We start from the raw sequence: 13,662 nt of genomic DNA on the forward strand, positions 1-13,662 counted from the left end.
TTCACCTATCCAATAGAGTGTCGTTTGGACTCACACTTTTGGCATACGGACGGGCCGCTGGATTGCATGCCGTTAGTCACCTGCCTCTGGCCAGCGCCTCGTCGTAGATGCTACGGACCTTTGCAGCAATTACCCCCCATGAATACTTCTCCGCATGTCTCCTGCATTCCGCTTCTGTCGGCATAGGAATTGCTCCACCAAGTGCCTCGCAAAGAGTGCTCGCTATCACCTCTGAACCCGTCCCTGCAAAGACACACTGCGGAGCGAAAGGGGTCACGGCATCCGCCAGGCCACCGACCGGCGTCACGAAAACTGGTGTGCCTGCGGCCAGCGACTCGAGCGTAATTAACCCAAAGCCCTCAAGTCCAGTGGAGGGCACCACCGTCATGTCTGCTGCGCGATAGGCGGTCGGCAGATCGGAATCAGGCACCCTCCCAAGTTGCCGTACGCTGTCTGTAAGACCAAGCTCCTGTATGCGCGCTGCTAATTCGCCCGTTATCGGGCCAGAGCCACCCAGCAAGATGAGTACCGTCGGATGGACCTTCACAATTCTCGTCGCGGCATCGATCAAAGACTCTAACCCCATCCTTCGCACTTGCCTCCGAACGGACAAGACAATCGGGCGATCCAGCGGCCAGTTTAAACTCCGCCGCGCATCCGCCCGCGAACCCGCAAGATTGAAGCGCTCGCTATCGACGCCGCCAGGAACAACGCGAATTCGCTCCTCGACTACACCGTAGTTCTTCACCAACTCGCTCTCGAACGATTTTGAAAGGACGATAAGACGATCAGCGCGGCGATAAACAGTCTTTTCGAGCGTCGCCTTTAGCCGCGATCGTAAGCCAGTCGAGCGTTCCATTACGCTCTCCGCAGCCCAAGGGCCATGAAAGTGCGTCACGTTCGGGAACGATCTCAACCTGTCTGCGATTGGGAGGGCATACAATGCGAAGTGCGATACGACGAGATCGATACGCTTTCCATCGATTTCTCGAATGGCTGCTTTTCTACCAAGGCGAAGCCGTTTGAGCATCGGGCTGTCCACGTCGCTGAAGGCAACAGTCTGCCCACCCGTGGCAAGCGCCGCCTTTTCCGTCCCCACGACCAGTCCCTTCGCCGACGTGCCTGTGCCTGGCAGATGTCGGATGAGTTCGTAGTAATAGCGAGCGAGACCCCCCTCCTGATCACCGATCCAGTCATCGCCGATTTGTAGTGTCCGTAAGCTAAGGGGAACCGTTGGACTTGACTCTATTTCAGGCATCTACAGGTTCCTTTATCCTCTCTGTGCATGAACTGCATGTATGCACATCTCAAGCTTTGTCTCGCGACACGCGCGAGTTCTTAATCAATCGAAACTAATACCCTTGAAGCTGCTGTCGGATCGGTCAAGTAAAATCTAAAAAGGCGCGGAATGTGTCCATTATTCTGACAAGCAGCGAAAACAGTCCGAATCTCCGCCTATATTACGAGATCACTCTTCTCCTCAATCTTCCAATGGGTGAAGCTGGACGATGGACGGTTCGATTTTATCAAGAGGATACATGGCAAAAACAAGACCTTCAGTAACGTACGTAAATCAAACAGCTCTACTCGCGGGTGGCGAACTCAACCTCTACGACTTCCTCAGGCTCTCTCCTGAAGGTGCCTCAGTCATCCTCTTCGAAGATGGACCTCTTCGCCTTCTTCTAGAAGATTTAGCAATCCCCGTGACAATCCTCTCTCAGGGGTCCCTCCATGATATCCGGCGGAGCGCAGGCCTGAGTTCGCTTGTTCGCTCGATACCCCATTTCTTTTCGATGTGGAGGCGGCTCAGAAAGCTTATCGCGAAAGCCGACATCCTCTACGCGAACTCGCAAAAAGCATTCCTTCTCTCAGCTTTCGCTCGACGCCACAAACAGCCTCTCGTTTGGCACTTGCATGACATGCTCGTGCCCGAACACTTCAGCATCCTGATTCGAAAGTTAGCCGTCTTCACTGGCAATCATTTTGCTACCCGGATCATTTGCAACTCGCAAGCCACCGCCGCTGCGTTTGTCGCTGAAGGCGGCAGGGCAGAAAAGCTTGAGGTCATCTACTGCGGCCTCGATCCGCTTACCTACGATGAAGTCAAGACCGGTGATGTAGATCAGCTTCGAGCGACAATCTGTGCACCTCAGACATTCCTGGTTGGGGTGTTCGGACGACTCGCAAAGTGGAAGGGGCAGCATGTACTTCTCGAAGCTGTGAGCAGCATTCCAGGGGTTCATGTTGCAGTCGTTGGCGATGCCTTCTTTGCGGAAGATGCATACAAGGCACGTTTGCTGGAGCGAGCCAGCCAACCTGATCTAGCCGGACGAGTTCACTTTTTAGGGTTTCGCAGCGATATTGCTCCACTTATGAAAGCCGTTGACGTCGTTGCGCACACGTCAACGGCGCCTGAGCCTTTTGGCAGAGTTGTTGTCGAAGCGATGCTGGCTCGAAAGCCTGTTATCGCCTCCAACGCGGGGGGCGTGGCAGAAATCGTCGAGGACGGACGTTCCGGCTTGCTCACAGCACCCGGTTCGGACGCGCAACTGAACCAGGCGCTTCTGCGACTGGTAAACGATCCCCAACATCGCATGGATCTCGGTATAGTTGCGCGCCAGGTAGCCGAGGAAAAGTTCTCCCTGAAAACGATGGTTGAAGCAATACAGGGTGTTCTATCGCGATTGTCCGAACAGGACAGTGACGGTTCGGAATCTCTCTAGACGCCACAAGCTAACTTGACTCCACAGTCAACGGGATACCGCTATCGCGCAGTCAAACCTGCGGTTACCTCATCAACCAACCGCGAAAAGTCTTCTTCGAAACGAGAGCGGCTGAAGCGCGCAGCATGCTCTTGGATTGCAAGCGGATCGAAGCTATCCTCCATTGACTCAAACTGCAAGATGGCTTCGCAGATGCTCTCGACCGTCTGCTCTCTAAAGAAGACGCCCGTGGGCGCTCGGCCCTCGGCGACGCGGTCAATTCCTATAACCGTCTCCAGCGAGCCTCCATGCCCGTAGGACACAACGGGACGTCCGTAGGACTGAGCCTCGACCGGCACTATCCCAAAATCCTCATTGGCCGCAAACAACAGAGCACGACAGCTCCGGTAGGTATTCTCTAGTTCCTCATCGCTGATCCGTCCTGGGAACTTAATCGTGGAACCGGCGATCTTCTTGAGCCGGGTAAGATTGCGCCCACCACCGACAACGATCAAGGGACGCTTTAGTCGATTACACGCTTCTATTAGAAGGTCTACACGCTTGGTCTGAGTCAATCTTCCCACAGAAAGATAGAAGTCACCACGCGAAGCAGAAGCCATGTGGTTACGCTCGCTCACCGGGGGATAAATCACATGGCTTTCGCGGCGGTAGTAACGCATGATGCGCTCAGCCACAAAGTTGGAGTTTGCCACAAAGTAGTCCACGCGTTGGGCAGCTAGAAAATCCCACTGACGCAGAGAGCGTGTGATCGTCGTGAATATCGGGCGAAACGGCGCAGGCAGCGTATCGCGAAACTCGAATCGCAGGTCCCATAGCGCTCGCATCGGGCTGTGACAGTAGCAGATCTGACGCGCTGTCTGGTCAATCAGCACGCCTTTAGCCACGCAAGAATCACTCGTGATCACTAGGTCATAGCCACGCAGATCGATCGCTTCGAAACCTGCGGGATACAGCGGCATCAGAAAGCGATAGGTCTGGTACTTCCACGGCAGGAAGTTCGCACGCGAAGCAATGATGTTACGTCCTCGAAGACTCGGCGACAGATCGCGTTCGGTATAGAGAAGTGTGAAGATATCAGCTTCAGGGTACATCTCGGCTAAAACGTTGACTACATGTTCGGCTCCACCATGTGCCAGAAACCATGGGTGGACGATCGCGATCTTCATAGGTCTCCATTATTGCCGTTGGAAGCCGATCTGGCAAACAGCTCCATCAACCTCTCCAAAGCACGCAAAAGCAACCACACCAGGTCCGGCCTACGCAGCAGCCAGCACTAAAAAGCTAATAGACATGGGTATTACGGACTTGGGAGTAAAACACTTATACAGTTTGCGTAAGACATCTGCAATAACCCGGAACCACGTTGGTCATGCTCCTGCGAAAAAGCCGTTTCGCGGCGCAACAACAAATGTCTTGCACCCCGCGGCAAGCGTCACACGCGCGCGTGCAGCGGTCCGTCTTGCAGCCGTACAGGGCTTGGGTTCAGGTTTCTATACTTCTTCATCAGAGGCAGCAGACGCATTGCCGACACGTATCGACGAGCAAAGCGGCTCGGGTTATGCAGCGTACGAAACAGCCACCCGAGATACAACCGGTCCGCCCACACCGGGATGCTCACCTGCTCACCCGTCAGGAAAGACACCGCCGCGCCCACACAGTGAATAGCCGGAAGATAATCCAGGCGATGCTTCAGATCAGCTCCCAGCGGCTCCTGCACACCGCCGCCCACACCCAGAATCACATGCTGCGGATGAAGCCTCTCGACTAGGTCTATCAGCGTCTGATCCATCGGCTCTTTTCCGTCCACCGAATACTTGGGAGCAACGTAGATGTGGCTCGCAGGCACTTCGATCCCCTGCTCGCTGAGCCATTTCTTCGTCACGCGCCTCGAACTGCTGTGTGGAAGCACCCAAATCGTATTGCCCGACTGGCGAAAACTATCGAGTCTCACCAGCTCTCGCAGATAAGCCAGCCCCGATAGACGCCGAATGCTGTCACGCTCGATCAAATTCCACATGATCACCATGAAGCCTGAGTCCGGGAAGACCGAGTCGGCCCCCAGCAGCGCATCTCGGTAAGCCGCATTCTGCGGCAACTCCTTCAGCGCAGGCGCCGCCGGAAAGACCACCAATCCGCCCATCTCCGAACGCAGTACAGCCTCCGCGGCAGAACACAGCGAAAAGCGTAATCCGAGTATCGTGCGGTAGTCTTTGGCTGACCTGTTCATCGTTTCATCCTTCATGTCGACACCTATAGCTGTGATCAAAACGGCTACGATGCCTGACTCCAATGGACATACCATACACCCTGAAACCCGTGGTTCGGGGGGCATCGCCCTAACACCTTAGGGGCATAGAACCACCCCGATATACGTAACCATGGCAGCGTTCGTCTCTGCTGATAACGAGAATACGTAGCCTTGCGCACCCCGGATTGTCTTCCTTCAGGCCAGCCTTCCTTTAGTCCCACTTCCGAACAACCAAAACGTACCGCTGGCGAACCCCTTCACCTAACGTCCCGTCCCGCGCACAATCACTCCGAGCGTCCGAGCCATGATTCGGAAGTCCATCCTCAAGTTCCACGTGTCCACATACGCCGTATCGAGGGAGATATAGCTGTCGAACGAAGGGTCTTCACGCGCCTCCACCTGCCATAGGCCCGTAATGCCCGGCAATACGTCCAGCCGCCGGAAGTGCTCCAGCGCATACATCTCCACCTCGGTCGCCAGCGGTGGCCGCGGGCCTACCAGGCTCATCTCCCCCATCAGCACATTAAATAGTTGTGGCAGCTCATCCAGCGAGTACCGACGCAGCCACCGCCCGCTCTTCGTAATCCGCGGATCGTTGTCGATCTTGAACAGAATCCCTTCGCGCTCGTTCAGATGCGCCAGGGCCTTCAGCTGCTTGTCCGCGTCCACCTGCATCGTTCTAAATTTAAAACACATAAACCGCCTGCCCTTGCGCCCAATGCGCTCGGCCCGGTAAAAGATCGGCCCCTGCGAGTCGCGCTTCACGATCGCCGCAATCACCAGCATCAACGGCGCAAGGACCATTAGAGCAAGCGTCGAAAGGCACACGTCGATCACCCGCTTGATCGCAAAGGCTCCCGCCGAAAAATCATGGTGATGCAACAAAATCGTCGGGAACTGCCCCACAAACTCCACCGGCGCGTTCCAGGCCAAACCCTCGTACAGGTCTGGCACCACACGCACCTCGATCCCGTATACCTTCGCTTCATCGACGACCCGCGTAATCAACTCGCGGTCGGCCGGAGTCGAAAAATAAATCTCGTCCACAAAATGTGTGCGCGCGATCGCGACACAGTCCTTGATCTCCCCCAATACCTCGTCGTTCCCCTCGGTACCTTCGGTCGGAGCCAGCGTAATGAACCCCTTAAACCGGAAACCCAGTCGAGGTAACGCTAGAAAGTGGTTGCGCAGCGCATGGCCCACCTTGCCATTCCCGATAATCAGCGCGTTCCGTGTCTCCAGCCCTGCCATGAATCGCCGCTCGCGCAGGCTACGCCAAATAGCCCGGTTCAGCATCATCAGCAGCATGGTCCCCCCTGCCGCAACTGCCACTACCGACCGGGGCGCATAGATCAGACGTGTTAAGAACAATGTGCCGCACAGCATGAGCGCCGCGATCAGCGCCGTTTGCACCGACATTCGCTGTTCATTCAGAAAGCTCTTGCTCTTGACGACCTGGTACAGCCCAAGTACCCGTCCCACGATCAGCACGTACACGGCAAACACCGCCACGAACCCCAGCCGCGAGCCATCCCCCAGATGGAGTGCGTACCTTGCCGGAAACACCGCCACCCCGGTGAGTCTCAGGGAAAGCACGGCAGCAAACACAGCACACAGAAGATCTGCACTTGCCCACGCAGCCCCGAGCCCCAACCCCTCTCGTTTCCCCGCTTCGCGCTGCGTTATCAGACTACGGAGCTGGAGACTCTCCGCCATCCCTGAAAACCCTGCAGTATCCCGTGTGCTCATAGCTCGTTCGTTCCCGTAAGCCGTGAAACGACTGCATAAAATCCGTGGTTACCGATTGGCCCGAGACCTATGTAGCCTCTAGCTGTGAGATACCTCTTTAGTCACTAAACCCTTCGAAACTCGTGACATCCGACTTCCCGTCGACGAAGGAAAACTCGCAATGAAGAGACTTGCCAGGACAAGCGGGATTCCAATCAGCGAGAACACTGCAAAAAAAACGACCAACTCCGCAGGCTTCGGACTTACCGGTCCGTCGAACCAGGCTGCCAGATGAAACATCAAGCCGATCACCAGGCTCGTCAACACGTACGCGCAGATAACATAAGGCCAGATCATCATGATTCTCCTCAGCCAGGGCAAACATCGCAGCGTTAACTGATAAAAGTACCGAGCGAGTAAATTGCAGCAAAAATAAAAGGGCTATTATTTGCTCTCTGTAAGCGAGAAGTCTTATGCCTGAACCAATGGAATCCGAGCTCAAACGCCTGAACCCGTTGACAGATATAGAAAGGCCTGCAAACCGATGCCAGTATCGAGTTGTGAGGTCGACACCACGACACTGGAGCTGAATCGCACCAAGCTTCACATCGGTACAAAAAGTAGGAAAGACAACCTCAATGTAGCACAGTGAATAAGTACATATGATGAGGCCTGCCAGACTTTCGTTGCCTCCTTTGTGCAGTTTCCCAAAGAGGCACCAGCAGTCATTCCACGGTCCCTCCCCGCTACAATCAATCCGATGCCCGCCCGCCTCATCCTCAACGCTGACGACTTCGGCCTCACCCCCGGCGTCAACCGCGCCATCGCCGAACTCCACGCCGCCGGAGCCCTCACCTCCGCCACCCTCATGGCCGACGGCCCCGCCTTCGACCACGCCGTCGCCATCGCCCGCTCCACCCCCACGCTCGGCGTCGGCTGCCACATCGTCCTCACCGACGGCACCCCGGTCTCCGACCCCGGCACGCTCCCCACGCTCTGCCCCAACGGTCGCACCTTCCGCCCGTCGCTCCTCAACTTCATCCGCGATCTCCTGCTCCACCGCATCGACCCCGACGAGATTGGGCGTGAAGCTCTCGCTCAATTCCAAAAACTCGAGCGCTCCGGCATCCGTCCCACCCACCTCGACACCCACAAACACACCCACCTCTTCCCTGCAGTCGTCGCCCAGCTCAGCTCGATCCTCCGACGCGCCGAGTTCACCTCCCTCCGCAATCCCTTCGAACCTCCCTTCGCGAAGGATGCCGCCGGCGCCCCCCTCAAACGTCGCCTCCAGATTGCTCTCCTCGACCGCTTCCGCCCCGCCTACATGCGTGCCGCCCACGGCACCCTCACCACCGACGGCACCCTCGGCATCTCCGCCACCGGCAGCCTCAACGCCGACACCCTCCAAGCCACCCTCGCCTCCCTTCCCACCTCCGGCACCTTCGAGCTCCTCTGTCACCCCGGCTACAACGATGCCGACCTCGACGCCATCCCCACCCGCCTCCGCAACCATCGCGAAGTCGAATACCGCGCCCTACTCACCCAAATCCCCCAACTCCGTCTGCAACCAAACCCGCCACAGCTCATCCACTACGGAGACCTGTAGTCTCTACTCACTACTGTCTACTCACTACTGTCTGCGAGCAAAGCGAGCAAAATGAAGATCGGCATCACCTGCTACCCCACCTACGGCGGCTCCGGCGTCGTCGCCACCGAGCTCGGCATCGAGCTCGCCAACCGCGGCCACGAGGTCCACTTCATTACCTACTCGCAGCCCTTCCGCCTCACCGGCCGCGAAGCCAACATCCGCTATCACGAGGTCCCGGTCTCGAATTACCCGCTCTTCGAGTACCCCCCCTACGATCTCGCCCTCGCCACCCGCATGGCCGAGGTCGCTGAAATCTACGAGCTCGATCTCCTCCACGTCCACTACGCCATCCCGCACAGCATCTCCGCACTGCTCGCCCGCCAGATGCTCGCCAAGCGCTGCAAGCATCTCCCCTTCATCACTACCCTCCACGGCACCGACATCACCCTCGTCGGCCTCGACCGCTCCTATCTCCCCATCACCCGCTTCGGTATCGAAGAGTCCGACGGCGTCACCGCCATCAGCGAACACCTCAAGCAGCAGACCGAGCAGTTCTTCGGCAACACCGGCCCCATCGAGGTCATTCGCAACTTCGTCAACTGCGACCTCTATTGCCGCAACGAAGAGCTCGTCGCCAAACAGCGTCCCCGCTTCGCCCAACCCGGCGAGCGCCTCCTCGTGCATCTCTCGAACTTCCGCCCCGTCAAGCGCGTCCTCGACGTCATCGAAATCTTCGCCCGCGTCTCCCACGCCCTGCCCGCCCGCCTGCTCATGATCGGCGACGGCCCCGAGCGCTCCGCAGCCGAATTTCTCGCCCGCCGACTCGGTGTCGCCGACCGCGTCGACTTCGTCGGCAAGCAGGAAAACGTCAACGAACTCCTCGCCCTCGCCGACCTCATGCTCATGCCCTCCGAGATGGAGTCCTTCGGCCTCGCTGCCCTCGAAGCCATGGCCTGCCGCGTCCCCGCCATCTCCACCCGAGTCGGCGGTATCCCCGAGCTCATCGACGACGGTCGTGAATCCGGCAACACCGCCAACGGCCTCCTCTACGAGGTCGGTGCCATCGAGGCCATGGCCGAAGGTGCCATCTGGCTCCTCAGCGACCAGGCCCGCCTCGACGCCATGTCCGCCGCCGCCCGCAAAACCGCCCAGGACAAGTTCTGCGCCTCCCGCATCATCCCCCACTACGAACGCTACTACGAGCAGATGATCTCTAAAACCAAAGCCTGATTCCTCTGTTTCTCCACAACGATTGCGATATCTCAGCGACAAGACATCGTCGTTAGGACCAAGCAACTCTCCTTAAAATTTTCTAATGTCTCCTGCGCCCCCGCCGATACACGGAATGGGCCACAAATATTCGCCTGCCTGGGCGCAAGGAGACATACATGAAAGGCACGATCGTAAAGTGCATGCAGGACCTCGTCACTCGAGATTTCGGCAAAGACAAGTGGCAGGCATCTCTTACCGCCGCAGGCCTCAACGGCACTGTCATCACCGTTCAATCGGACGTTCCGGATACGGACGTTCACAAGCTCATCAAGGGCATCGCAGACGTCAACGGCCTCAAGGTCGACCAGGTCATCGAGGCTTTCGGTGACTACTGGTCCTCCGTCTACGCTCCCTCCATCTACTCCGTCTACTTCGACAAGGCCAAGAGCGCCAAAGAGCTTCTCACCAATCTCGGCAACATCCACACCGTCGTCACCAAATCGGTCCCCAACGCTGCCCCACCCGCCTTCACCTACGAGTGGGAGAGCGACAAGGTTCTCATCATGAACTACTCCTCCTCCCGCGGCATGGTCCAGTTCATGCCGGCCCTCGTGCGAGGCGTCGGAAAGTACTACAAAGAGAAGATCAACGTCAGCCTCAGTGGCAACAAGGTGCGCGTTCAGTTCGCCTGATATCCAGGCCGTTGTCCCAGCTCCAGGACAGCGGCCTCGGGATGTTATTTCTAAATCTCCACCTCACCCACTTGTTCGCCTTGTCTTCGCTTACAATCAGTCCTGAGAGTCAAACTCAGGACCCCGGCTCATGGCGACAGACGAACTCGAACCAACCCACAGGCTCGGCACTCGCAAGATTGTCCACGTCGACATGGACGCCTTTTATGCTTCGGTCGAACAGCGCGACGATCCCGCCCTCCGCAATCGGCCTGTCGTCGTCGCCTGGAAGGGCAAACGCTCTGTCGTCTGCGCAGCCTCCTACGAAGCCCGACGCTTCGGCGTCCGCTCGGCTATGCCCGCCATCACCGCCGAGCGACTCTGTCCCGAAGCCGTCTTTATCCCACCCGATTTCACTCGCTACAAAACCGCCTCGCAGGCCGTCCGCGAGATCTTCCAGCGCCACACCGACGCCATCGAGCCGCTCTCGCTCGACGAGGCTTACCTCGATGTGACCGAAAATAAGCTCAATCTGCCCACAGCCACTTTGGTCGCCAAGACCATCCGCCAGCAGATCTGCGAAGAGCTCAACCTCACCGCCTCCGCTGGCATCGCGCCAAATAAGTTCCTTGCCAAGATCGCCTCCGACTGGAGAAAGCCCAACGGCCAGTTCGTCATCCAGCCGCACGAAGTGCAAGCCTTCCTGATTCCCCTGCCCGTCGGCCGTATTCCCGGCGTCGGCAAGGTCACCGAAACCCGCATGGCCGAGGTCGGCATCAAGACCGTCGGCGACATCTATTCCATGGCGCTCTCCACCCTGGAGCAGCACTTTGGTCGTTACGGCTCGCGTCTCTTCGAACTGGCGCGCGGCATCGATCACAACCCGGTCATCTCGAACCGTGTCCGCAAGCAGATCTCCGCCGAAGACACCTTCCCCGACGACATCCCGTTGCCCCAATGTGACGAACATATCCGCCGACTCTCTGAGAAAGTCTGGAAAGCGTCGAAGGACAACGCTCGCGGAGCCAGGACCGTCGGCCTCAAGCTCAAGACAAAACAGTTCAGCTCCCTCACCCGCAGCCTGACCCTCTCTGCCCCCGTCGTCTCCTGCGAAGAGTTAGCTGACACAGCTTTGGCTCTCTGCCATCGCGTCGATCTCGGCCCCGACCAGCTCTACCGCCTCGTCGGCGTCGGCCTCAGCAACTTCCAGCTCGACGTCGAAGAAGAGGTCGAGGTCGTTACCCCTCTCTTTTCCGCAGAAACGAGCGAAGAAGTCGAATTACCTTCCTAAGTTCGCAACCCTCGCCACCCGACAGGGTTAACTACCCCATTAACCCGCTGGATGCCCCACCGCACCCGGCTACCCGCGCCGCCCAAGAAGCGTCCTATCCTTTAGATAGGTACAGCTTCGCCCACCAGCACGCTGAATCGGGAGATAACCCACCATGATGAAGAAGAACTCCATCCTTCCCCTGCTCGCCGCCCTTGCCCTCTTTGCACCGGCCACGCGCCTCCTCGCGCAGGACACAGGTGTCTCGCATCCCGAGCAGCTGAACGACAACATCGAATCCACGACCGACGACACGCCGCACTACAAGAAGCCTTCCCCTGCTGTTCCGGTTTCCGCTGTTCCCAGCGCAGATGCGAGCACGGCAGCGGACGCCTCCGTACCTCCAGGCACGACCTTCAAGGTCATTGGCCCCGCGAAATCTGTCGACCCAGACGCGCCCATCTCGGCGCCTCAGCAGAGCTATTCGCAGCAGCAGTATTCTCAGCCTTCGAACGACGACCACTACACCCCGCGCCGCAGTGAACCCGGCTTCAGCCCGTCCTCGCCAGCGTTCAACCCCAACGACCCGAACAGCGGCGTCGTTACGAGCGTCTACCTCGGACCGAACGATCTGCCCATCGGCACGCGCATCGTCGCACAGCTCAACAGCACCATCTCCACCAAGGTCACTCCCGCGGGCACACGCTTCGCGGCCGAGCTCTCTCAACCCGTGCTTCGCGACGGCCGCGTCTTTCTTCCAGCCGGTAGCGTCATCAACGGTCGCATCACTCAAATCCACGGGGGTCGTCGCATCTCCGGCAGCTCAGCGATTCGCCTTCAGGCCGACCAGATCATCCTTCCCAACGGTGGCATCTTCCGCATCAACGCGGAGGTCGTCGACATCGACCACTTCAACGCCTCCCACGTCAACCATGAAGGCGTCATCACCGCGAACTCCAACGGCGCGGTCACGCTCGGCGCTGCCGGACTCACCACCGCTACCGGCGCAGTCGCCGGAGCGCTCATCGGCGGCGGCGTAGGCGCAGTTGTCGGAGCAGGCGTCGGCGCTGGCCTCGGAACCTACTGGTGGCTCCGTCAGGACCACCAGCAGACACTCCCTACTGGAACCGAGATCGTCTTCAGCCTCAACGACGTCCTCACGGTGACTCCCGCAACGGACCGCTACGTGGCCGCTCCCCCAGTGCCAAACCCTGGCTACTAAGCAAACTCGCTTCTGCTAATCAGCAACGCCGACCCAACCGGGCCGGCGTTTCCGTATTTCAGCGGCGAAAGCTATGTGGCTCAGATCAGATTCAATTCGGCGAAGGCTTCTCAATGTGATCGATCACGAGAAAACGATCCATCCCCTTGGCACTCTCCAGCTTCAGACCCAGCACATTCTGGATCGCCAGATCGAGCGCGGGAACAGACTCCTGATCGTCGGCGCTACGCCCGCTCTGAAGTGCTCCTTGATACTGCAAAATAAAATCGTACGTGCCTGTAAGGCCTGTCCGATCTTTGACCGGATGCCCCAGTTGTCCCGACAGCATCTCTGCAATCTTCGCAGTGGTGCATTTATGCGCGACAAAAGTATAGCCGTGGCCGGGAGAGCCATCGCCGCGCTGATAGATCGGTGGCAATCCCTGATCGCCCCAGTCTTTCAACTCCTCCGCAGTTGGAGGTGAACTTCCACCAGGCGCCATCTTTACGCCTTTCTTTCCCACCAACAGATCGTATGTCTGCGTGCTCCGCATCTCCCAGTGTGTCTTCAACTGAAAGCGGTCAGCCAGCAGAGCCTGCAACATATGTTGCTGTTCAAGCTGCGCCTCAGGACGGTCTAACTTGGCCATGCGCTCATCCATAGCAGCATCCGACTTCGCCTCTACGTTGAACATCGCCCGCCAGTTCGGCACACCCACCATCTGGTCCCAGCGAATCCCATAGGCGACGCTCAGCAAGTTCCGAATGTCGAAGTTTGTCACCCGAAAGGTCGTCGAGCCCGAAACGAAGCCTCCGCCAACCAAATATGAGTTCGCTGGAGGGCTCTCCCGTACAGACGCAACATCGAAGGTCATCGTCGGCACATACTCGGCGCTAGCGGCCTTCGCGTGCACGTCCGGTGAGACAGTCTGGGCACCAGAAACACATGGAACCGTCATCCCCAGCGCAACCGACAATATGCCGCGAGACAGCATTCGATACCCCCTTGAAGCCGCAAA

At 58.2% G+C, this 13,662-nt stretch carries 11 protein-coding genes; 6 read left to right on the plus strand and 5 right to left on the minus strand.

Going from position 1 to position 13,662, the window contains the following annotated elements:
* Nucleotides 1-76: 76 nt before the first annotated feature.
* A complete protein-coding gene (locus OHL14_RS05190; RefSeq protein ID WP_263378261.1) occupies nucleotides 77-1,258 on the minus strand; it encodes a glycosyltransferase family 4 protein in 1,182 nt (393 codons plus the stop codon).
* A gap of 250 nt (nucleotides 1,259-1,508) precedes the next feature.
* Between OHL14_RS05190 and OHL14_RS05195 the strand changes: the two genes are divergently transcribed.
* Entirely contained in the window at nucleotides 1,509-2,723 is a 1,215-nt protein-coding gene (locus OHL14_RS05195; RefSeq protein WP_263378262.1) for a glycosyltransferase family 4 protein, read from the plus strand.
* A gap of 41 nt (nucleotides 2,724-2,764) precedes the next feature.
* Here the strand turns inward: OHL14_RS05195 and OHL14_RS05200 are convergent, their stop codons facing one another.
* The 3 genes from OHL14_RS05200 to OHL14_RS05210 all read right to left on the minus strand — a co-directional run bounded on the left by OHL14_RS05200 (nucleotide 2,765) and on the right by OHL14_RS05210 (nucleotide 6,720).
* Complete coding sequence (locus OHL14_RS05200; RefSeq protein ID WP_263378263.1) at nucleotides 2,765-3,889, minus strand: glycosyltransferase; 1,125 nt, start codon at nucleotides 3,887-3,889, stop codon at nucleotides 2,765-2,767.
* 266 nt (nucleotides 3,890-4,155) lie between these two features.
* Nucleotides 4,156-4,950, minus strand: a complete 795-nt coding sequence (locus tag OHL14_RS05205) for a WecB/TagA/CpsF family glycosyltransferase (RefSeq protein WP_263378264.1) — start codon at nucleotides 4,948-4,950, stop codon at nucleotides 4,156-4,158.
* A gap of 282 nt (nucleotides 4,951-5,232) precedes the next feature.
* On the minus strand, nucleotides 5,233-6,720 hold the full coding sequence (locus OHL14_RS05210) for a sugar transferase (RefSeq protein ID WP_263378265.1): 1,488 nt from the start codon (nucleotides 6,718-6,720) through the stop codon (nucleotides 5,233-5,235).
* Nucleotides 6,721-7,459: 739 nt separating this feature from the next.
* Here OHL14_RS05210 and OHL14_RS05215 point away from each other — a divergent pair.
* The 5 genes from OHL14_RS05215 to OHL14_RS05235 all read left to right on the plus strand — a co-directional run bounded on the left by OHL14_RS05215 (nucleotide 7,460) and on the right by OHL14_RS05235 (nucleotide 12,665).
* A complete protein-coding gene (locus tag OHL14_RS05215) occupies nucleotides 7,460-8,308 on the plus strand; it encodes a ChbG/HpnK family deacetylase (protein WP_263378266.1) in 849 nt (282 codons plus the stop codon).
* 51 nt (nucleotides 8,309-8,359) lie between these two features.
* A complete protein-coding gene (gene bshA, locus OHL14_RS05220; protein ID WP_263378267.1) occupies nucleotides 8,360-9,520 on the plus strand; it encodes an N-acetyl-alpha-D-glucosaminyl L-malate synthase BshA in 1,161 nt (386 codons plus the stop codon).
* A gap of 158 nt (nucleotides 9,521-9,678) precedes the next feature.
* Nucleotides 9,679-10,194, plus strand: a complete 516-nt coding sequence (locus OHL14_RS05225) for a heme NO-binding domain-containing protein (RefSeq protein ID WP_263378268.1) — start codon at nucleotides 9,679-9,681, stop codon at nucleotides 10,192-10,194.
* 130 nt (nucleotides 10,195-10,324) lie between these two features.
* Entirely contained in the window at nucleotides 10,325-11,464 is a 1,140-nt protein-coding gene (dinB, locus tag OHL14_RS05230; RefSeq protein WP_263378269.1) for a DNA polymerase IV, read from the plus strand.
* Nucleotides 11,465-11,618: 154 nt separating this feature from the next.
* A complete protein-coding gene (locus OHL14_RS05235; protein ID WP_263378270.1) occupies nucleotides 11,619-12,665 on the plus strand; it encodes a hypothetical protein in 1,047 nt (348 codons plus the stop codon).
* Between the two features lie 91 nt (nucleotides 12,666-12,756).
* On the opposite strand, the gene OHL14_RS05240 is transcribed toward OHL14_RS05235, so the two are convergent.
* The gene (locus OHL14_RS05240; protein ID WP_263378271.1) at nucleotides 12,757-13,638 is read right to left on the minus strand and encodes a TIGR03435 family protein; all 882 of its coding nucleotides are present in this window, start codon (nucleotides 13,636-13,638) and stop codon (nucleotides 12,757-12,759) included.
* Between the last annotated feature and the right edge of the window lie 24 nt (nucleotides 13,639-13,662).

Origin of the sequence: Granulicella paludicola (assembly GCF_025685545.1) — a bacterium.
Lineage (GTDB): Bacteria > Acidobacteriota > Terriglobia > Terriglobales > Acidobacteriaceae > Granulicella > Granulicella paludicola.

Excerpts from the sequence above, each read along its gene's own strand:
- OHL14_RS05225 (WP_263378268.1), top strand. The coding sequence starts at position 9,679 with ATGAAAGGCACGATCGTAAAGTGCATGCAGGACCTCGTCACTCGAGAT.
- OHL14_RS05210 (WP_263378265.1), bottom strand. The coding sequence starts at position 6,720 with ATGAGCACACGGGATACTGCAGGGTTTTCAGGGATGGCGGAGAGTCTC.
- dinB (WP_263378269.1), top strand. The coding sequence starts at position 10,325 with ATGGCGACAGACGAACTCGAACCAACCCACAGGCTCGGCACTCGCAAG.
- OHL14_RS05195 (WP_263378262.1), top strand. The coding sequence starts at position 1,509 with ATGGACGGTTCGATTTTATCAAGAGGATACATGGCAAAAACAAGACCT.
- OHL14_RS05240 (WP_263378271.1), bottom strand. The coding sequence starts at position 13,638 with ATGCTGTCTCGCGGCATATTGTCGGTTGCGCTGGGGATGACGGTTCCA.
- OHL14_RS05215 (WP_263378266.1), top strand. The coding sequence starts at position 7,460 with ATGCCCGCCCGCCTCATCCTCAACGCTGACGACTTCGGCCTCACCCCC.
- OHL14_RS05235 (WP_263378270.1), top strand. The coding sequence starts at position 11,619 with ATGATGAAGAAGAACTCCATCCTTCCCCTGCTCGCCGCCCTTGCCCTC.
- bshA (WP_263378267.1), top strand. The coding sequence starts at position 8,360 with ATGAAGATCGGCATCACCTGCTACCCCACCTACGGCGGCTCCGGCGTC.
- OHL14_RS05200 (WP_263378263.1), bottom strand. The coding sequence starts at position 3,889 with ATGAAGATCGCGATCGTCCACCCATGGTTTCTGGCACATGGTGGAGCC.
- OHL14_RS05190 (WP_263378261.1), bottom strand. The coding sequence starts at position 1,258 with ATGCCTGAAATAGAGTCAAGTCCAACGGTTCCCCTTAGCTTACGGACA.
- OHL14_RS05205 (WP_263378264.1), bottom strand. The coding sequence starts at position 4,950 with ATGAACAGGTCAGCCAAAGACTACCGCACGATACTCGGATTACGCTTT.